At 71.7% G+C, this 17,661-nt stretch carries 19 protein-coding genes; 5 read left to right on the forward strand and 14 right to left on the reverse strand.

The genetic code is table 11. The features are described from left to right. Positions 1-24: 24 nt before the first annotated feature. On the reverse strand, positions 25-924 hold the full coding sequence (locus tag AC3WRT_RS17605; RefSeq protein WP_492724221.1) for an ABC transporter ATP-binding protein: 900 nt from the start codon (positions 922-924) through the stop codon (positions 25-27). Positions 925-1,093: 169 nt separating this feature from the next. On the opposite strand from AC3WRT_RS17605, the gene AC3WRT_RS17610 reads away from it, so the two are divergent. Then, positions 1,094-1,852: a methyltransferase domain-containing protein gene (locus tag AC3WRT_RS17610; protein ID WP_492724223.1), complete on the forward strand. Its 759-nt coding sequence runs from the start codon at positions 1,094-1,096 to the stop codon at positions 1,850-1,852. Positions 1,853-2,111: 259 nt separating this feature from the next. After that, on the forward strand, positions 2,112-3,770 hold the full coding sequence (locus tag AC3WRT_RS17615; protein WP_492724225.1) for an ABC-F family ATP-binding cassette domain-containing protein: 1,659 nt from the start codon (positions 2,112-2,114) through the stop codon (positions 3,768-3,770). Between the two features lie 11 nt (positions 3,771-3,781). On the opposite strand, the gene AC3WRT_RS17620 is transcribed toward AC3WRT_RS17615, so the two are convergent. Beyond that, positions 3,782-4,045, reverse strand: coding sequence for a GlsB/YeaQ/YmgE family stress response membrane protein (locus AC3WRT_RS17620; RefSeq protein ID WP_492724227.1), 264 nt, complete (start codon positions 4,043-4,045; stop codon positions 3,782-3,784). A gap of 258 nt (positions 4,046-4,303) precedes the next feature. Here AC3WRT_RS17620 and zwf point away from each other — a divergent pair, with 258 nt between their 5' ends. Then, positions 4,304-5,737 (forward strand): glucose-6-phosphate dehydrogenase, encoded by a 1,434-nt coding sequence (gene zwf / locus AC3WRT_RS17625; protein ID WP_492724229.1) that lies wholly within the window; start codon positions 4,304-4,306, stop codon positions 5,735-5,737. A gap of 46 nt (positions 5,738-5,783) precedes the next feature. Here zwf and AC3WRT_RS17630 read toward each other — a convergent pair whose 3' ends face one another. The 5 genes from AC3WRT_RS17630 to AC3WRT_RS17650 all read right to left on the reverse strand — a co-directional run bounded on the left by AC3WRT_RS17630 (position 5,784) and on the right by AC3WRT_RS17650 (position 9,200). After that, positions 5,784-7,076: an RNA polymerase sigma factor gene (locus AC3WRT_RS17630; RefSeq protein WP_492724231.1), complete on the reverse strand. Its 1,293-nt coding sequence runs from the start codon at positions 7,074-7,076 to the stop codon at positions 5,784-5,786. 87 nt (positions 7,077-7,163) lie between these two features. After that, positions 7,164-7,535, reverse strand: a complete 372-nt coding sequence (locus tag AC3WRT_RS17635) for a YciI family protein (RefSeq protein WP_492724232.1) — start codon at positions 7,533-7,535, stop codon at positions 7,164-7,166. Between the two features lie 52 nt (positions 7,536-7,587). After that, on the reverse strand, positions 7,588-8,289 hold the full coding sequence (locus AC3WRT_RS17640) for a DUF998 domain-containing protein (RefSeq protein WP_492724234.1): 702 nt from the start codon (positions 8,287-8,289) through the stop codon (positions 7,588-7,590). Between the two features lie 153 nt (positions 8,290-8,442). After that, positions 8,443-8,802: a DUF2500 domain-containing protein gene (locus AC3WRT_RS17645; RefSeq protein WP_492724266.1), complete on the reverse strand. Its 360-nt coding sequence runs from the start codon at positions 8,800-8,802 to the stop codon at positions 8,443-8,445. 137 nt (positions 8,803-8,939) lie between these two features. Then, the gene (locus AC3WRT_RS17650) at positions 8,940-9,200 is read right to left on the reverse strand and encodes a hypothetical protein (RefSeq protein ID WP_492724236.1); all 261 of its coding nucleotides are present in this window, start codon (positions 9,198-9,200) and stop codon (positions 8,940-8,942) included. Between the two features lie 247 nt (positions 9,201-9,447). Between AC3WRT_RS17650 and AC3WRT_RS17655 the strand changes: the two genes are divergently transcribed. Beyond that, complete coding sequence (locus AC3WRT_RS17655; protein ID WP_492724238.1) at positions 9,448-10,254, forward strand: GTPase; 807 nt, start codon at positions 9,448-9,450, stop codon at positions 10,252-10,254. A gap of 16 nt (positions 10,255-10,270) precedes the next feature. Here AC3WRT_RS17655 and AC3WRT_RS17660 read toward each other — a convergent pair whose 3' ends face one another. The 5 genes from AC3WRT_RS17660 to AC3WRT_RS17680 form a co-directional block, all read right to left on the reverse strand. Next, positions 10,271-10,654, reverse strand: coding sequence for a hypothetical protein (locus tag AC3WRT_RS17660; RefSeq protein ID WP_492724240.1), 384 nt, complete (start codon positions 10,652-10,654; stop codon positions 10,271-10,273). Continuing rightward, positions 10,651-11,193 carry a hypothetical protein gene (locus tag AC3WRT_RS17665; RefSeq protein WP_492724241.1) on the reverse strand — a complete coding sequence of 181 codons (543 nt, stop codon included), beginning with the start codon at positions 11,191-11,193 and terminating at the stop codon, positions 10,651-10,653. The genes AC3WRT_RS17660 and AC3WRT_RS17665 overlap by 4 nt, the downstream gene beginning before the upstream one ends. Before the next feature lie 103 nt (positions 11,194-11,296). Next, positions 11,297-12,331 carry a zinc-dependent alcohol dehydrogenase family protein gene (locus AC3WRT_RS17670; protein WP_492724242.1) on the reverse strand — a complete coding sequence of 345 codons (1,035 nt, stop codon included), beginning with the start codon at positions 12,329-12,331 and terminating at the stop codon, positions 11,297-11,299. Between the two features lie 34 nt (positions 12,332-12,365). Then, positions 12,366-13,421 (reverse strand): Gfo/Idh/MocA family protein, encoded by a 1,056-nt coding sequence (locus tag AC3WRT_RS17675; RefSeq protein WP_492724243.1) that lies wholly within the window; start codon positions 13,419-13,421, stop codon positions 12,366-12,368. Beyond that, the gene (locus AC3WRT_RS17680; RefSeq protein ID WP_492724244.1) at positions 13,418-13,966 is read right to left on the reverse strand and encodes a DinB family protein; all 549 of its coding nucleotides are present in this window, start codon (positions 13,964-13,966) and stop codon (positions 13,418-13,420) included. Before AC3WRT_RS17680 ends, AC3WRT_RS17675 begins: the two co-directional genes overlap by 4 nt. Positions 13,967-14,010: 44 nt before the next feature. Between AC3WRT_RS17680 and AC3WRT_RS17685 the strand changes: the two genes are divergently transcribed. After that, complete coding sequence (locus AC3WRT_RS17685; protein ID WP_492724245.1) at positions 14,011-15,135, forward strand: diacylglycerol/lipid kinase family protein; 1,125 nt, start codon at positions 14,011-14,013, stop codon at positions 15,133-15,135. 6 nt (positions 15,136-15,141) lie between these two features. On the opposite strand, the gene efeB is transcribed toward AC3WRT_RS17685, so the two are convergent. Both efeB and efeO read right to left on the reverse strand, forming a co-directional pair. Continuing rightward, a complete protein-coding gene (efeB, locus tag AC3WRT_RS17690) occupies positions 15,142-16,437 on the reverse strand; it encodes an iron uptake transporter deferrochelatase/peroxidase subunit (RefSeq protein ID WP_492724246.1) in 1,296 nt (431 codons plus the stop codon). After that, positions 16,434-17,603, reverse strand: coding sequence for an iron uptake system protein EfeO (gene efeO / locus AC3WRT_RS17695; protein WP_492724247.1), 1,170 nt, complete (start codon positions 17,601-17,603; stop codon positions 16,434-16,436). The genes efeB and efeO overlap by 4 nt, the downstream gene beginning before the upstream one ends. Positions 17,604-17,661 lie beyond the last annotated feature (58 nt).

Consider the following 17,661-nt stretch of genomic DNA (forward strand, 5'->3'; position numbering starts at 1 on the left):
GGGTTGGGGTGGTGGTGGTGGCGGTCATGCCGCCACCTCCTCTCGGGCGGCGTCGGCCGTGAGGTCGAGGAACATCTCCTCGAGGCCCCGGCTGTCGCCACCACGCAGCTCGGTCAGGATGATCTGGTGTGCCGCTGCCACCCGGCCGACGGCGATGGGCTCGGCCTCGACCTGCAGACCCCCGGTCGGGGTGCGCTGGGCGACGATCGACTCGGCGGCGAGCGCGCCCAGCAGGGCGTCGTCGTCGGTGGAGCGGGTGTAGGTGCCGGCGCCCGCGAGCAGCTCGTCCTTGGTGCCCTGGGCGACGATCTTGCCGTGCCCGATGACGATGATCTCGTCGGCGACGCGCTCGATCTCATTCAGCAGGTGCGAGCTCAGCAGCACCGTGCCGCCCTCGTTGGCGTAGCCGCGGAGCAGGTCGCGCATCCACCGGATGCCGGCCGGGTCCAGGCCGTTGGCCGGCTCGTCGAGGATGAGCACCTCCGGGTCGCCGAGCAGGGCGTGGGCGATGCCGAGGCGCTGGCGCATGCCGAGGGAGTAGTTGCGCACGCGGCGGCTCGCCTCCTTCTCGGTCAGGCCGACGAGCTCGACCATCTCGTCGACGCGGTGCCTGCCGACGCCCATGAGGATCGCGCCGAGGGTCAGCACCTCGCGGCCGGTGCGGCCGGCGTGCTGCGCCGAGGCGTCGAGCAGGAGGCCGACGTGGCGGCCCGGGTTCGGCAGGGCGGCATACGGCTTGCCGAGGACCGTCGCGCGGCCCGAGCTCGCTGGGGTCAGGCCGGCCATGACGCGCATCGCGGTCGTCTTGCCGGCGCCGTTGGGTCCGAGGAAGCCGGTGACGAGGCCGGGCTTCACCTCGAACGAGACGTCGTCGACGGCCGTGAAGGGGCCGTAGCGCTTGGTGAGTCGTTCCACTGTGATCATGGGCTTCACCCTCTCCGAGGAGCAGGTGGCTGCACATCCGTCACCAACCTGATTCCGACCCCGAACCGGGCGCGCTGGGACCCTGAGGCCCATCAGGGTCGCCGCTCAGGGTCGGACAGGCAGGGCAAACCGGTTGACGCAGCTCCGAACCATTGCGACTCTGCCCGTCATGCGGGCGTTCGAGGAGCTGGTGGCAGAGGCAGAGGCTTCAGACGTCGGCGGTTGGGGTTTCGGGTGGCTCGAGGGCCGCGCCACCGAGGAGCGCCCGCCGTGGGGTTATGCCCGACTGCTGGCCGAACGCCTGGCCCGGGTGGCGTCCGCCGTGGACCTCGACACGGGCGGTGGTGAAGTCGTCGGCGAGGCTCCGACGCTGCCTCCCACCATGGTCGTCACCGAGGGCTGGCCGGTTAACGCCGAGCGGGCGCGTCGGCTGCTGGGCGCACGAGGAGTGCAGGTGGTCGAGTGCACGCAAGGCGCGCTTCCCTTCCCGGACCACTCCTTCGAACTGGTGACCTCCCGCCATCCGGTGCGGCCCGACTGGGCCGAGATCTCCAGGCTCCTGGAGCCGGGAGGGCACTACTTGGCGCAGCACGTGGGTCCGGCCTCGGCGTTCGAACTCATCGAGTGCTTCCTCGGGCCCCTCCCCGAGGAACGCAAGGGCCGTGACCCGGACCGTGACGTGGCCGCCGCGCAACAGCACGGGTTGGAGGTCATTGACCTGCAGCGAGCGCGGTGCCGGATGGAGTTCCACGACGTGGGTGCCATCGTCTGGACGCTGCGCAAGTGCGTGTGGTGGGTGCCCGACTTCTCGGTGGCGAAGTACGAGGGGACGCTGCGAGCGCTCGACGCCTCGATGCGCAGCGGTCATCCGTTCGTCGCGCATTCCTCCCGGCACCTCATCGAAGCCCGAGCCGCCGACGGGGGCTAGTCCCCGTCGACCCCTGCCGAACGCGGTGTTCGGTGGCGAACTCACTGTCGGAACACCGCTTTCGAGATCGAACGCCGCGTTCGTTGATGAGGGGAGCGGGAGAAGGGTGGGGCGGAAAAAAGGTGGCGCGGCGAAGGGGACGACGCATACGGTCTCTCCTTGTGTGGATCTCCTGATGCCCCGTGCCCGCCCGCGCGCTCACCCGTCGACCTGCGTCTGACGTCGCCCGCGGGGCCCTGCCGACCATCCAGGACCTCACATGTCTTCCACCCTCACCATCTCCGGGCTCGACGTCGCGTTCGGCGCGCGCACCCTCTTCTCCGGTCTCGACCTGACGCTCGCCGACGGCGACGTGACCGCCGTCGTCGGCCCGAACGGCTCCGGCAAGTCGACGCTGATGCGCACCATCGTCGGGGAGCTGCCGATCGAGTCCGGCACGATCAGCCTCGCCCCGCGCCACGCGACGATCGGCTGGCTGCCGCAGGTCGTGCCCGACCCGTCCGAGACGCTGCTGACGTATGCCCGCCGGCGCACCGGCGTGACGGCCGCGGACACTGAGCTCGAGGCGGCCTCGGGCGCGATCGCGGCCGGCGACGAGGGAGCCGAGGACCGCTACGCGCTCGCCCTCGAGCGCTGGCTCGCCCGCGGCGCCGCCGACCTCGACGAGCGCCTCCCGGAGGTGGCTGCGCGGGTCGGGCTCGGCGTCGCGTCGGATCGTCCGCTCGGCACGCTGTCGGGCGGTCAGGCCGCTCGCGCGTGCCTCGTCGCGGTGCTGCTCAGCCACTACGACGTGCTGCTCCTCGACGAGCCGACCAACGACCTCGACACCCGGGGCCTCGCCCTCATGGCCGAGTTCGTGCAGGCCCATGAGGGCCCGGTCCTCATCGCGAGCCACGACCGCACCTTCCTCGACGCCGTGGCCACTGGCGTCGTCGAGCTGGACGTGCGCCAGCAGCGCATCGGCCACTACACCGGTGGCTGGAGCCACTACGTCGCCCAGCGCGACCTCGAGCGCGCCCACGCCTGGGAGGCCTACGAGGGGTATGCCGCCACCCACGACGCGCTGCTCGCGCAGTCCCGGCGGCGCCAGGACTGGGCCGACCGGGGCCGGCGCAACGTGGCCCTCGGCAAGGAGCCGGACAAGCACATCCGCGAGAAGCACCGCGCCCGCGCAGACCGCCAGGGCGCGAAGGGGGCCCGGCTGGAGCGCGCGGCCGACCGCCTCGAGGCTGCGCCGCAGCCGCGCAAGGAGTGGCAGCTGCGCTACGCCATCACCGAGGGCAGGCAGTCAGCCGACGTCGTTTCGACGCTGTCCGAGGCCGTCGTCGAACGACACGGCTTCCGGCTCGGCCCGGTCAGCGTCGTCGTCGGCCGGGGTGACCGCATCGCGCTCGTCGGTGACAACGGGTCGGGCAAGACGACCCTGCTCGCCGCCCTGCTCGGGGACCTGGAGCTGACGTCCGGGCGACAGTCGCTGGGCACACGCGTGTCGGTGGGCGTCATCGACCAGCGCCGGCAGCTGCTCGACCGCGATGAGAGCGTCCTCGACGTCGTGCGGCGTGAGCTCGGCCCCGCCCCGAAGACCGGCCGGGAGTGGCCGGTCGCCGACGTGCGCACCCTGCTGGCGAAGTTCGCGCTCGGCTCCGAGCACGTCTCCCGCCCGGCGCGGAGCCTCTCGATGGGTGAGCGCACCCGTGCGCTGATGGCCCTCTTCCAGGGCCGCGAGGTCAACGTCCTCGTCCTCGACGAGCCGACCAACCACCTCGACGTCGACGCCATCGAGCAGCTCGAGGCCGCCGTGGCGGCCTTCGGGGGCACCGTGCTCGTCGTCAGCCACGACGAGAGGCTGCTGGACGGCATACGGCTGACCCACCGGTGGGTCGTCGCGCGCGGCCGGGTCGCGGTCGACGTGCTGTGACCGGACCCGCGTCAGCGGGTGACGCTGCGGGTCCGGCTCCAGCGCCAAACGGCGGTGACGACGACCGCGCCGACGATCGAGCCGAGAATGCCGCTGGGCCGCAGCGCGATGCCGTCACCCGAGAGGAGGCTGGAGAGCAGGCCGCCCACGAAGGAGCCGACGAGACCGGCGACGATGGCCATCGTCCAGTCGATGCTCTTGCCATCACGGCCCAGGACCAGCTGGGCGGCGGCGCCGACGAGCATGCCGAAGAGGATCATGCCGAGAATGAGCATGCGCCGAGCATAGGCCTGCGGCCGGCTCAGCTCGGGGTGTTGCGTGAATCCTCGACGGTTGACGTGGGCGTCGCCCGCCGCGCCTGCAGCTGGGTGCGCCGCGGCACCGGCACGTCCCAGACGTGTGCGTTCACGACGGAGTAGTTGCGCATCAGCGTCCGGGTCGTCCACCCTCCGTCACCGGAAGGCTTCGGGGCTTGCGGTGTTTGTCGCGCTGCGCCCCTCCCGCTGGCGTCCGATCTGCGCGACGCTGGACACATGCCAGCCACCACCGTCGTCCTGTTCGGCGCCACCGGAGACCTCGCTCGTCGCAAGCTGCTGCCCGGCATGCTGCACCTGCACCAGTCCCAGCTGCTCGAAGGGCTGCGCGTCGTCGCCACGTCGCTCGACGAGCTGAGCCGCGACGAGTTCCTCGACCTCGTGCTCACCTCCGTGCGCGAGCACAGCAGCCACAAGGTCAGCGACGACGACCTGCGCGAGTTCGCCGACCGCATCCACTGGGTGCCGGGCAGCCTCGGGCCGGACGGCATACGCAAGGCCGTCGACGAGTCGGAGGCGATCCTCGGGCCCGACGCGAGGCGCCTGCACTACCTCTCCGTGCCACCCAAGGCGGCACTCGCCGTCGTGCACCAGCTCGCCGAGGCCGGCCTCGTGGAGCGCAGCCGGATCATCATGGAGAAGCCCTTCGGCACCGACCTGGCGAGCGCGCGAGCGCTCAACGCCGAGCTGCACGAGGTCTTCGACGAGGAGCAGATCTTCCGCATCGACCACTTCCTCGGCAAGGAGGCGGCGCAGAACATCCTCGCCTTCCGCTTCGCCAACGGCCTCTTCGAGCCGATCTGGCACCGCAACCACATCGACCACATCCAGATCGACGTGCCGGAGACGCTGGGCCTCGCGCAGCGCGCCGACTTCTACGAGAGCACCGGCGCCTACCGCGACATGGTCGTCACCCACCTCTTCCAGGTGCTCGCCTTCACCGCGATGGAGCCACCGACCGCGCTCGAGCCGTATGCCATCAGCGAGGAGAAGAACAAGGTCTTCCGCTCGATGTCGCCCATCGAACCGCACCACGTCGTGCGCGGCCAGTACGTCGGCTACCGCGACGTGGTCGGCGTCAAGCACGACAGCCAGACGGAGACGTTCGTCGCGCTCAAGTGCTTTGTCGACAACTGGCGCTGGGCGGGCGTGCCGTTCTACCTCCGCACCGGCAAGCGCCTTGCCGACGGCGCGCGCATCATCTCGATCGCGTTCAAGGAGCCGCCCCGCTCGATGTTCCCGGCCGGCTCCGGCGTCGGCGACAACGGCCCGGACCACCTGACCTTCGACCTTGCCGACCGGTCGCGGATGTCGCTGTCCTTCTACGGCAAGCGTCCCGGCCCCGGCATGAAGCTCGACAAGCTGTCGATGCAGTTCTCCATGGGCGAGACCGACTGGGCCGGAGCGGTTTTGGAGGCCTACGAGCGGCTCATCTACGACGCCGCTCGCGGCGACCGGACCCTCTTCACGTCCGCCGACGGCATCGAGCGCCTCTGGGAGATCAGCCAGCCCCTGCTCGACAACCCGCCGATCGTGCGGCCCTACGACCCGGGGACGTGGGGCCCCAACCAGATCCACCAGCTCGTCGCGCCGTTCACCTGGCGCCTGCCGTTCGAGCGCCGCTGGCGCGACCCCAACAGCTCGGGTGCCTGAACACCGTTGACCTACAGCATCCGCGCGCCCCGGGGCGGACGGCCGGTCAGCAGTGGGCCCGGGCGGTCGCTGCCCGTGCCGCGAAGATCGACCGCTCGGCCTCGCTGCGCGTGAGCGCCGCCGCTCGCTCGAAGGCCTCGACCGACTCCGGATGCCGTCCGGCGCGCTCGAGCAGGTCACCGCGCACGGCGTGCAGGTGCGGGTAGTCCACGACCCGCCCGGCCGCTACGACAGCATCCACGACGGCGAGTCCAGCCTCCGGTCCGGCCGTATACCCCACGGCCACAGCACGGTTCACCTCCACGACCGGCGAGGGCCAGATGCTGGCGAGCAGCCCGTAGAGGTCGGTGATGCGCGCCCAGTCGGTGTCCTCTGGGTGCGACGTTCGGGCGTGACAGGCGGCGATCGCTGCCTGGACGGCATACGGCCCCAGGGGTTTCCCGCATTGCTCGGCGCGCCCCAGCGATGCGAGGCCGCGCCGCAGCAGGAGCCGGTCCCAGAGTCGACGGTCCTGGTCGGGCAGCAGCACCGGCTGGCCGTCCGCGTCGACGCGTGCCGGTAGCCGCGAGGCCTGGAGCTCCATGAGCGCGAGCAGGCCGTGCACCTCGGGCTCGTCCGGCAGCAGCGAGGCAAGCACCCGGCCGAGCCGCATCGCCTCCTGGCAGAGGGCGGGCCGCACCCAGTCCTCCCCGGAGGTCGCGGCATACCCTTCGTTGAAGACCAGGTAGACGACCTCGAGCACGGCACTCAGTCGTTCGGGGAGCTCAGCGGAGGACGGCAGCTCGAAGCGGATCTGTCTGTCGCGCAACGTGTTCTTGGCCCGGACGATCCGTTGCGCCATCGTCGACTCGGGGACGAGGAAGGCTCGGGCGATCTCGTCGGTCGACAGGCCACCGAGGCAGCGAAGCGTGAGCGCGACCCGTGACTCGAGCGACAGCACCGGGTGACAGGCGGTGAGGACGAGACGCAGCAGGTCGTCCCCGACGTGATCGTCGAGGGCGTCGACGTGACGGTCGGAGTCGACGGCCGGCTCGTCTGCGGCCACGTCGCGCAGGAGGACGGCGACCTTGCGCTCGTAGGTCGTCGCACGCCGGTGGACGTCGATCGCCCGGCGCTTCGCCGTCGTCATGAGCCAGCCGCCGGGGTTCGGCGGGATGCCGGAGGCCGGCCACTGCTCGAGAGCCGCGAGCAGGGCCTCCTGGGCGAGGTCCTCGGCGAGCCCGACGTCACCGGTCACCCTGGCGAGCCCCGCCACGAGGCGACCGGACTCGATGCGCCACACGGCCTCGACCGCTCGGCGCGCGGCGGCGACGTGCTGCTCGGCTGCCTGGTCGCTCACCTGTCGACTTTACGGCGCATGCGGGTTCGAGGTGATCGCGCCCTCGGCGTGGATCGCGCGATCACCTCGAACGGCGGGCAGCGGACGTCACTGCGGCGTGCCGAAGTCCTCCGGTCCCATGATCTTGATGACGTCGCACTCGCCCTGCCAGCCGGGCCACCGGTCGGAGTGCAGCTGCATGAAACGTGAGGCCCACTCGACGGCCTCTTCCTTGGACCGCACCTCGTAGACCGCATACGAGATGTACTCCTTCGCCTCGGCGAACGGCCCGTCCATGACGGACAGCTCGCCCCCGGTGACGGTGACCCTGGCGCCGGCCGCGCTGGACGCGAGCCCGGCGGTGTCGAGCAGGGCGCCCGAGGAGGCGGCCTCGGCGCCGAGCTCCATGATCGCGGGCATGAGACCTTCCGGCGGTGGTCCTGCGGGCTGCGTGCCCTTGAGGACGGTGATGTAACGCATGGGACTCTCCTCGTTCTGTCGGGAATCGTTCGGTTGGGTGCTGGTGACGCGGTCAGCCGGCGAGCGACCGGTAGAGGTGGACGGCCACGACGGCGATCCACGCGAAGACGAGGACCACGGCGCAGGTGAAGAGGATGTTGGCCGCGACGCTACCCGCGCCGGACGCCACGGCGAGGAACCCGGCGAGGAAGACGACGCCGGTGATGCGCGAGAACCGGGCCAGGCCGCTGTGGCCCTCCGCCGCGAAGCGGCGCCCCAACACGAAGCAGCTGACCGCGATGGCGACGAAACCGATCCCCGCCGCCACGAGGTGACCGATGCCGTGGGCTGTGACGGTGCCGACACCCTCTGGCGCGCCGACGGGGAAGCCGAGCGCCGGGTCGGCCCGCAGGACGCCCGCGGCGAGGAGACAGGCGCCGAAGAGGGCCACGAGAGCCGGCGCGGTGCGGCGGCCCCACCCACCTGCCAGCGCCCCCCTCAGACCGACGGCGGACGCCAGGACCATGGCTCCGGTGAGGACGAAGTTGGCGACCTGGACCCAGCCGAGGTGGCCGTTCTCGAGCAGGCTCCACTGGTGGCGGGTCAGGTCGAAGCCCTCGCGGGTGACCGCCTGGGCGAGCGACACGACGACGTAGAAGGGAGCGGCCACGGCGCCCCAGCCGAGCAGGCTGCGGGTGACGTTGGTCGTCGTCCATCCCTGCTCACAGGTCGCGGCGCGGGCGGTGCCGGAGGTTCGCGGTCGGGTGGTGTCCATCGTGGTCTCCCTGGATCGGGGGCGCCGGCCAGGGTGCCGTGCGCCGTCACCACCTCCACGAGTGGCGGCAGCCCCGATCGACATGGGCGTGCCACGAAGTTCCGACAACCCGCCGGACCAGGTATGCCGTCCCGACCGAAGGCGTACGCGTGCTCAGCGCGGGCCGTCGACGACGTTCTGTCGCGTGAACCCCTTGAAGCGGGTGCCCTGGTGCATGAGGTGACCCCGGTCCCCCTCGGCGAACTGGCCGAAGTCGCGGCCGCTGACCTGCAGCTCGAGGCGCTCACCGCTCGGCTCCTCGAACGTGACGAAGTAGCTGGTGCTGCCCATCCGGTCTTCACGACTGCGCACGTCGGTGCGGCGCGAGACGACGAGCGCGTCGACGCTGCGCAGTGGGGACGCCTCGTTCGCCCGCCACTGCAGGACGCCCCTGGCGACCACGAAGGCGATCACTCCGAGAACGAGAACCCCCACGATCGGAAGAACGACCATGAAGGCCTCCATGCCGTTCATGTCGAACACCTGCGCCCCCTCACTCGGCGGCCCGGACCCGTGCCGAACGCTCCACGGCGATCGTCCCACGGCAGCAGGTCGCTGCGCGCGATCGAGGCGTCGGTGCGTCTCGATCGCATCGAGTCAGTGAGTACGGGTCAGGCCTCCACGTAGACGACGAGCGTGTCCGGATGTACACCGTCGTACCGCATCGCCTCCACGCCTGCCTCGCTCTCCAACGCCTCCTGGAACGCAGCCATGTCGGCAACGTCCATGGTGAGGCCGACGTGGTGCGGTCGGCTCGGGTCGATGAAGGTGCGGATGTCGGTCGCGACGGATGCGAAGACCTCCTCGCGCTTGGGGGAGGCACTCCAGTGGGCAACGTCGTCGACTTCGTGAGTAGCGATCAGCTTGGGCATCCGGCGTCCTTCATCGTTGAAGTGATCCACGGTCGCGGGTCGACTTCAGGCTACGTGCGTGCGGGCGCCGGCACCGGAGAACTAGTGTTGTCACTGCAGCACCTCGTCCTCTCGCCAGGACGGGGTGCTGTTCGACGCCGGCCGGTGCCCCGTCACGGAGCCGACCTCACCGAGTGCGCGGACAGTGACTGACGGAACGTAGGCTGGGGTGCCAACTGGCCCCCGACCAGCACGCCGAGGAGGCTTCGTGTCCCAGACACCATTCCGGATCAGGACGATCCTGCCGACTTCGAGTCGCACCGCCCTGGGCGCGTCCGTCGCCGGCGGGCTCCTGACCGGTCTCGCCGCGGCCCCGGAGCGGCTGAGCCGGCTCTTCCGGCACCGCTACCCACTGGTGGCCGTGACGGGAATGACCGGGGTGGGCAAGAGCCAGCTCGTCGACCGGCTGACGCGGCGCGCGTCCGACGACGCCGCGGCCCAGGTCGGCTCGGCGGTGATGGAACGGCGGACCCGCCGCACCGCCCGCCTGCACGGCTTCCGCTTCCTGGTGGTGCCGGGTGACAACGCGGCGACGCGACTCGGCGCCCTCGACGAGGTCTTCCACGACGAGCCGGTCGACGGGGTGATCCACGTGGTCGCCAACGGCCACGCCACGCCGCGCCGGGCCGCGGGCACGACGGGCGCCGCCGCGGCAACCCGCGAGGAGCAGCTCGCGGCCGAGCTCGAGGACTGGACGATCACGTCACACCGGATCGCCTCGATGGCCGTGCGCCGGCAGAAGCCGATCTGGCTCGTCATCGCCGTGACGAAGACCGACCTCTACCCGGATGACATCGACGAGGTCGTGCGCTACTACTCGCCCGGCAGTGGCTCACCGTTCGCCGACCGCGTCGACTCCCTGCGCGCCCTGGCGGGCGGCGCGAAGCTCTCTGTCGACGTGCTGCCGGTGTCCAGCCAGGGCGGCGACCGCAAGGTGTCGATCTCTGACAAGCGCGCCGGCGCGATGGTCGATGCCCTCGCCGACCGCCTGGGCCGGCTGAGCGGGCACGCCTGAGCAAGCCCCTTCCGCGTCAGTGACGCAGGGCCGCCGCCAGCCCCCCGGGATCGGCGACGGTCACCGTCGCCGCTGGGTGACGGAGCATGCCGGTGGGCTCGATGGCGTGGACCGGCTCGACGAACGACACGCAGAGTCCCCGCCGCGAGCTCGTCGCGAAGGTGACGCCTCGGTCGGCCAGCGACAGGTGCGCCGGACCCACCGTGCGGTAGAACGCATACCCGGTGGTCACCTGGGTGCCGGAGACGTTCGTGAGAGGCGTGTTCAGCCGCCAGGGTCCGAACCGCACGACGAACTCGTCATCGGTGACCGTGACTCGCGCGGTGGCCGGCGTGATCCCGAACGCGAGGGCGGGCAGGCGGTAGCGACCCTCGAAGGCGAACTCGAAGTCGTGCGTCACGACCGGCTCATCAGGGTCGACGGCGGGTCGAGCAGTCCGGCGACGCCGCGCTGCTGCTCGCCGAGGTAGGCGTCGAGCGCCAGGACCCCTGCCGTCGTCGCAGGGGTAGCCCACTGCAGCCAGCGCATCCGCTTGCTCAACGCCTTCGCCTCCTTCCGGGCCGCCGGATCGGTCTCCGCGCGCTCCAGCGCATCGCCCAGCTCGGCGCCGGACCGGTATGCCTCGGCGCTCACCACGAGCGCCGCCCCGGTCAGGGCCGTCTTGAGGAAGACGGCCGCCGCGGTCGGTCGGTGCTCGACGACGCGGCGACGGTTGTCGGCGAGGATGGCGATGCCGCTCAGCAGGTGAAGCCCGACCGCGGCACCCTGCACCGGGCCCCACCGTCGCCAACCCGCGTCCGCGATCCGGGCCCGTTCACGCGCGTCATCGCCCTGCCGCGAGGCGGGGTTGAGCGCCACCGCCCCGGCCAGCGATCCGCCGAACCAGGCTGCGTTGGTGACCAGGTGCGTGGCGCGAACGATCGTGCTGTATGCCGTCATGCCGATTCCCTGCTGCCGGTGGCGCCCCGCGCGGGGGCGCCTCGTGTCGTGAGGACTGTGCCGTACCCGCTTCCCCCTCTGACACACCCGCGTGGCTGCCGGGTCAGAGACGCACGACGGTCATCCCCGAGGCCGAGGAGTGGTCCATGGCGGCCAGGGCGGTGCCCGCGTCCTCGAGTCCGATGACCTGTCCCACGAGCTCGCCCGGCCGCAGGGTGCCGTCCTCGATCAGCCTGAGCATCGGCGGGTAGTCGCGGGCGGGCATGCCGTGCGAGCCGTAGATCTCCAGCTCCTGGGACACCACGAGGTCCATCGGGAGCGGGGGCTGCGACGACGGGCCGAGCAGCAGCCCCGCCTGCACGTGACGGCCGCGCCGCCGGAGGCTGCGGACCGAGGCCACGGTCAGCTCGGGCGACCCGAAGGCATCCAGGGACACGTGCGCCCCGCCTCCAGCGAGGTCACGCACCGCTGCGGCCACGTCCGGGGTGCTCCCGGCGTCGACGACCGCCTCGGCGCCCAGCGACGAGGCTCGTTCCAGAGCAGCCGGGTTCACGTCGACGGCGACCACGCGCGCACCCAGGGCCGCCCCGATCATCACGGCGGACAGCCCGACCCCGCCGCACCCGTGGACGGCCAGCCAGTCGCCCGCGCCGATCCGGCCGTGGGTCGTGACGGCCCGGAAGGCGGTTGCGAACCGGCAGCCCAAAGACGCCGCCGTCACGAAGTCGACCGACTCCGGCAGCCGGACCAGGTTGGTGTCGGCGGCGTGGATGGCGACCTTCTCGGCGAACGACCCCGGACCGGTGAAGCCCGGCTGGGTCTGGTCGGGGCAGACCTGCGCCTCCCCGGACTCGCACCAGGCGCACCGCCCGCAACCGCACACGAAAGGCACCGTGACGCGGTCGCCGGGCGTCCAGTGGCGCACCTCGACACCGATCTCGGCCACGACACCGGCCAGCTCGTGGCCGGGCACGTGCGGCAACGACACGGGGTCGTGCCCCTTCCACGCGTGCCAGTCAGACCGGCATACGCCCGTGGCCCGCACCGAGATGACCACCCCGTCCTCGGGACACTCCGGCGCGGGCAGGTCGGCGAGCACCGGCAGCGACCCGTACTCCTGATGAACGACGGCCTTCACGGCGCCCATCCTCTCGTGCGCATCGAGCACCGACTCACTCTCCGGGGTAGACAACCCCGACCTGACGGCGTACGTCGTCCATCGTCTCCATGACGCGCAGGGTCGTCGCGTGCGGCATGAGCGGCGACTCCGTCTCGCCGGCCGTGAGGCAGCGCGCGAACTCGGCTGCCTCGTAAGAGAACCCGCGCACGTCGTCGGTGAGCCCACCGGGGCGCTCGTCGACGACCTCGTTGTTGCGGTCGACGAGCCGGATCGTGCAGCCCGCACCGTAGAAGGCCCCGGACAGCTCGAGGCGGGCATCGGTGCCCGCGACCACGGCCGTACACGGCGTGACGCCCGCCATCGTGCACGAGAGCACGCCGTGCGCTCCCCCGGCGCCGGCGACCGTGATCGTGGTCGTCGCGTCGACGCCCAGGTCGGTCAGGGTGCCGACCGCCGAGACCGACGACGGCGCCCCGAGCACGAGGTCGGCGAACGACACGGGGTAGACGCCGAGGTCGAGCAGGGCGCCGCCCGCGAGCTCGGGCTGGGACAGTCGCGCGGGCCCGTCGGGGTAGAGGCGCTGGCCGTGGTCGGCGAAGACGGTGACGAGCTCGCCGATGAGGCCGGTCTCGACGACGTGGCGGACGACGTCGTAGTGCGGCAGGAAGCGGCTCCACATCGCCTCGACGACGAGCAGGCCCTGCTCCTCGGCGGCGGCGAACACCTCGCGGGCCTCGGCGGCGCTGCGGGTGAAGGCCTTCTCGACGAGCACCGGCTTGCCGGCCCGGAGGGCGAGCAGCGCGTGGTCGTGGTGCTCGGAGTGCGGCGACGCGACGTAGATCGCGTCGACCTCGTCGTCGGCGACGAGCTCCTCGTAGGAGCCGTACGCGCGCGAAACGCCGAACTCGTCGGCGAAGTCCCTGGCGCGCGCCCGGCTGCGCGAGCCCACGGCGACGACCGAGGACGCAGTGCCCACCGCGACGGCGTCGGCGAAGGCGTGCGCGATCCCGCCCGGCGCCAGGACGCCCCACCGGATGGCAGGCGCGTCGTGCGGGTCGGGCGTGCGTGGCTCGGGCAGCTGCAGGGGCACGGTGATGGGCAGGGTCATGCGGTCACATCCCAGAGGTGGTGGTGGATGTCGTGGACGAAGTAGAGGGCCAGCGTGCGCGCCGTGAACTGCGAGCCGTTGCTGCGCAGGGCCGGCCACTCCCACTGTGTACCCGAAGGGATGGCGTATGCCGTCGCCGCAGCCTCGCACGCGGCCGTGACCTCGCGCGCCACGACGTGGGGCTCCGAGCGCCAGTACTCCTTCTCGACGGCGGTCCTGTCCTGGTCCCAGTCGGCGAAGGCGACGAGCTCGCCACCGCCGGCAAGGATCTGCTCGAGCCGGCCACGCATGACGTCGCAGACGTCGCGCGCGTGGCAGGCGTACTCCAGGGGCGACCAGACGCCCTCGTCCGGGCGGGTGCGGGCGTCGTCGTGAGCCAGCCGGACGGCAAACCGCTGCCCGGCGTCGCGCAGAATCGCGGGCACGTCGCCCGGCGCAACGGCCGCAGTGTCGAAGCCGCAGTCGGGGCAGGGGCGGGTCAGGACCCACGTCCAGTCGGCGTCGTCGGGCGTCGACGGTCCTGGATCGGCGATGGGCTCGGTCATGCGCCCAGCGTAGGGGCGGACCAGCGGCGGTTCGGGGAGCGTCCGTGCGGGGACTACCGTATGTCTTCGTGCTCAAGGACTACCTGCCGTGGATCATCGCCGGCGTCGTCGTGCTGGCGCTGGTCGTCGCCGGCGTGGTCCTGACCCGTGTCGCGCCCCAGACGACGGGCACGCTGCGCCGGCGTCCCAGGCCCCCGCGCGACCACTTCCGCAACGGCGACGAGCCGCCCGCGCCGGTCAAACAGGCCGGCATCGTGATCAACCCGACGAAGTTCGCCGACCTGCCGGGCGTGCGGGACCGGATCACCGCGGCGTGCCTCACCGTGGGCTGGGGCGAGCCGCGCTTCTACGAGACCACCCTCGAGGACCCCGGACCGGGGCAGGCGGCCCAGGCCGTCCGCGACGGCGTCGACCTGGTCTGCACCCTCGGCGGCGACGGCACGGTGCGCAACGTCGCGAGCGCCCTCGTCGGCACGGAGACGGCGCTCGGCATCCTGCCGGCCGGCACCGGCAACCTGCTGGCCCGCAACCTCGACCTGCCCGTCGGTCTCGAGGCGGCCGTGGCCGTGGCGCTGACCGGCCGCAACCGCCGCATCGACGTCGGCGAGCTCGTCGTCGGCTCCGCGCCGATGGACGATGCCCCCGACGAGACGGGCGACCCCGAGACGCACTATTTCCTCGTCATGAGCGGCATCGGGATGGACGCGCAGATCATGGCCGGCACCAACGAGAACCTCAAGGCGAAGGTCGGCTGGCCGGCCTACATGGTCTCGGGCATGAAGCACCTCGTCTCCCCGGAGTTCCGCATCGGCGTCAAGGTCGACGAGGAGCTCGAGTTCCGTCGGCGGGCGCGCATGGTCGTCATCGGCAACTGCGGGCGACTGCTCGGCGGGCTCGTGCTCATGCCGAACGCCCGGGTCGACGACGGCCAGCTCGACGCGGTCATCGCCTCACCACGCGGGGTCGTGGGCTGGGTCCCGGTGGCGACGCGCGTCGCAACCCGTCAGCGCAAGGGTCACGCGACCCTCGACCACAAGGTCTGCCGCGAGATCCGGGTCCGCACCGACCGGCCGGTGCCGCTCCAGATCGACGGCGACGTCATCGGCGAGGCCACCGAGGTCACCGCGACGGTGCGGCCAGGCTGCCTCACGGTCCGCGTCAGCCAGTAGTCCGCGTCAGGCGAAGAGGTCCCGGCCCCAGTGCTTCCCGTCCCCGAGGCCGGGCGGGCAGGCGAAGACGGCCGAGCCGTTGTGCTCGATGTACTCGTTGAGCCCGTCAGCCCTGGCGAGTGCCCGCTGCATCGGCACGAACTGCTTCTGCGGGTTGCGCATGTAGGCGAGGAAGAAGAGGCCGGCGTCGAGGTGGCCGACTCCGTCGGAGCCGTCGGTGAAGTTGTAGCCGCGCCGCAGGATGCGGATGCCGCCGAGGTGTTTCTCGTGGGCGAGGCGCACGTGGGCGGTGGCGGGGATCGCCGGTTGGCCGTCCGGGCCCTTCTTCGCGAAGTCGAGAGCGTCGAACTCCTTGGCCTGTCCGAGCGGCGCGCCCTCCTTCTTGTCGCGGCCGATGACGTCCTCCTGCTCCTGCAGGCTCGTCCGGTCCCAGACCTCGATGTGCATCCGGATGCGGCGTGCGACGAGGTAGGTGCCGCCGGACATCCACGCGCCGCCACCGGTCTCGTCGTCAGGCGCGACCCAGACGTGCTGTGCGAGACTCTCGGGGTCCTCGGCCTTGAGGTTGTTCGTGCCGTCCTTGAAGCCGAACATGTTGCGCGGCGTGGCCTGCGCTGTCGACGTGGAGGACGTGCGGCCGAAGCCGAGCTGCGACCAGCGGACGGCGACGATCCCGAAGCCGAGCCGCACGAGGTTGCGCACGGCATGGACGGCGACCTGCGGGTCGTTGGCGCAGGCCTGGATGCAGAGGTCGCCACCGGTGCGGCGCGGGTCGAGCTGGTCGCCGGCGAAGGCGGGGAGGTCCTGCAGGGCGGCCGGTCTCTTCGACGCGAGGCCGAAGCGGTCGTCGAAGAGGGACGGGCCGTAGCCGATCGTGATCGTCAGGCCGGATGCCGGGAGGCCGTAGGCCTCGCCGGTGTCCTCGGGTGCGCGGTTGGGTCCGCCGCCGACGAGTCCGCCGGGGGCTGCCTCTGCGCCGGCCGTCATGCGCTCGGCGGCACGCGTCCAGTCCTCGAGCAGCTGGCGCAGCTGGGCCCGGTCCTTCGTCACGACGTCGAGCGCGACGAAGTGCAGGCGATCCTGAGCCGGGGTGATGATGCCTGCCTGGTGCTCGCCGCGGAACAGGATCGCGGCGTCGAGCGCGAGGGCGTCCGCCGTCGTGGACGCCGGGGCACCCGCCGCAGCGGCGTCGCCACCGCGCGACGCCGCATATGCCCCCGTTGCCCCCACCACGACGCCGGCCACGGCGGCCGTGCCCGACGCGCCCAGGAGGCGGCGGCGGCTCAGGCCGTCGTCGCTCACGTGGCCTCCACGACTCCGGGCACCTTCGCGACCTGCTCCGAGAGCGCGTCGAGGGAGACCGTCAGCTCCTTGATGTCCGCCTCGGAGAGCGCGGTGTAGCTCTTGTAGTCGGCGCCGGTCTTGTGCTTGGCGAGCAGTCCGGACAGCTCGGTGAAGCGGGTGTCGAGCGCCTTCTGCAGCGCAGGGTCGCGCTGTACGATGACAGGACGCAGCACGGCCAGCGCCTGGCGGGAGCCCTCGAGGTTGCCGTCGAAGTCCCAGAGGTCGGTGTGCGAGTAGCGCTCCTCCTCGCCGGTGACCTTGCCGGTCGCGACCTCGTCGAGCAGGGCCTTGGCGCCGTTCGCGATGGACAGTGCGGTGGGCTCGACGGTCTTGCTCTTGGCCGCGATCTCGGTGACGTCGGCCAGGAGCTGGTCGGCGATGGCGCCGGAGTCCTTCTTCAGGCCGTCCTTCCAGAGGTCCTTCTCGAGGCGGTGGTAGCCGGTGAAGGCCATGCCGTCGGCGATGACGTCCTCACGCCCGTCGATCTTGGGGTCGAGCTGGCCGAAGCTCTCGGCGACCGGCTCGATGGCCTCCCACGGGTGACGCGCCTGGGCGTAGAGCGACCTGGCCTCGGCGATGTCGCCGGCCTTGACGGCGGCGACGAACTCCTTCGTGCCGTCGACGAACTCGTCGGCCTCGGACGCGACGAACGCCTTGTAGTCGGTGATCGCCTTGGCGACCTTGGAGTCGGCGCTGCCCTTGGCGGCCGTACCCGTGACCGTGAAGGTGCCCCGGATGCCGTCGCCCACCATGCCCGGCTTGCACGAGGTCGTGAAGGTGCCCGGCTCGGTGATCTCGACCTTGAGCTCGCGGCTCAGGCCCGGCGTGATGTTCTCGACCTCGGAGACGATGCGGTCGCCCTCGGCGTAGAGGTAGAACTCGTTGACCGTGCTGCCCGAGTTCGTGACCTGGAAGGTGACGGTGCCGGCCTTCGCCGTCGTCGCGCTCAGCTCGCAGGTCGTGTCGCTGGCGTTGACCGTGATCGGGCCCCCGGCCCCGCCCGCGGCGGTGGAGCCGGCCGTCGCGGTCGGCTTGTCGGTGCAGCCGGTGAGGGCCAGGGCTGCGGCCAACGACAGCGCGACGGGGACGGCGCGCGCGACGGGACGCAGGGCGAGGCGGGACATGGGGGTTCTCCTGGGGTGCATCGGGTGGGTGCGAGGGGGCGGTCGGTCGGTCCTCGAT

The sequence above is a fragment of the Terrabacter sp. FW104-15G4B genome (assembly GCF_058790095.1).

Excerpts from the sequence above, each read along its gene's own strand:
- AC3WRT_RS17605 (WP_492724221.1), bottom strand. The coding sequence starts at position 924 with ATGATCACAGTGGAACGACTCACCAAGCGCTACGGCCCCTTCACGGCC.
- AC3WRT_RS17610 (WP_492724223.1), top strand. The coding sequence starts at position 1,094 with ATGCGGGCGTTCGAGGAGCTGGTGGCAGAGGCAGAGGCTTCAGACGTC.
- AC3WRT_RS17615 (WP_492724225.1), top strand. The coding sequence starts at position 2,112 with ATGTCTTCCACCCTCACCATCTCCGGGCTCGACGTCGCGTTCGGCGCG.
- AC3WRT_RS17620 (WP_492724227.1), bottom strand. The coding sequence starts at position 4,045 with ATGCTCATTCTCGGCATGATCCTCTTCGGCATGCTCGTCGGCGCCGCC.
- zwf (WP_492724229.1), top strand. The coding sequence starts at position 4,304 with ATGCCAGCCACCACCGTCGTCCTGTTCGGCGCCACCGGAGACCTCGCT.
- AC3WRT_RS17635 (WP_492724232.1), bottom strand. The coding sequence starts at position 7,535 with ATGCGTTACATCACCGTCCTCAAGGGCACGCAGCCCGCAGGACCACCG.
- AC3WRT_RS17640 (WP_492724234.1), bottom strand. The coding sequence starts at position 8,289 with ATGGACACCACCCGACCGCGAACCTCCGGCACCGCCCGCGCCGCGACC.
- AC3WRT_RS17645 (WP_492724266.1), bottom strand. The coding sequence starts at position 8,802 with ATGAACGGCATGGAGGCCTTCATGGTCGTTCTTCCGATCGTGGGGGTT.
- AC3WRT_RS17650 (WP_492724236.1), bottom strand. The coding sequence starts at position 9,200 with ATGCCCAAGCTGATCGCTACTCACGAAGTCGACGACGTTGCCCACTGG.
- AC3WRT_RS17665 (WP_492724241.1), bottom strand. The coding sequence starts at position 11,193 with ATGACGGCATACAGCACGATCGTTCGCGCCACGCACCTGGTCACCAAC.
- AC3WRT_RS17675 (WP_492724243.1), bottom strand. The coding sequence starts at position 13,421 with ATGACCCTGCCCATCACCGTGCCCCTGCAGCTGCCCGAGCCACGCACG.
- AC3WRT_RS17680 (WP_492724244.1), bottom strand. The coding sequence starts at position 13,966 with ATGACCGAGCCCATCGCCGATCCAGGACCGTCGACGCCCGACGACGCC.
- efeO (WP_492724247.1), bottom strand. The coding sequence starts at position 17,603 with ATGTCCCGCCTCGCCCTGCGTCCCGTCGCGCGCGCCGTCCCCGTCGCG.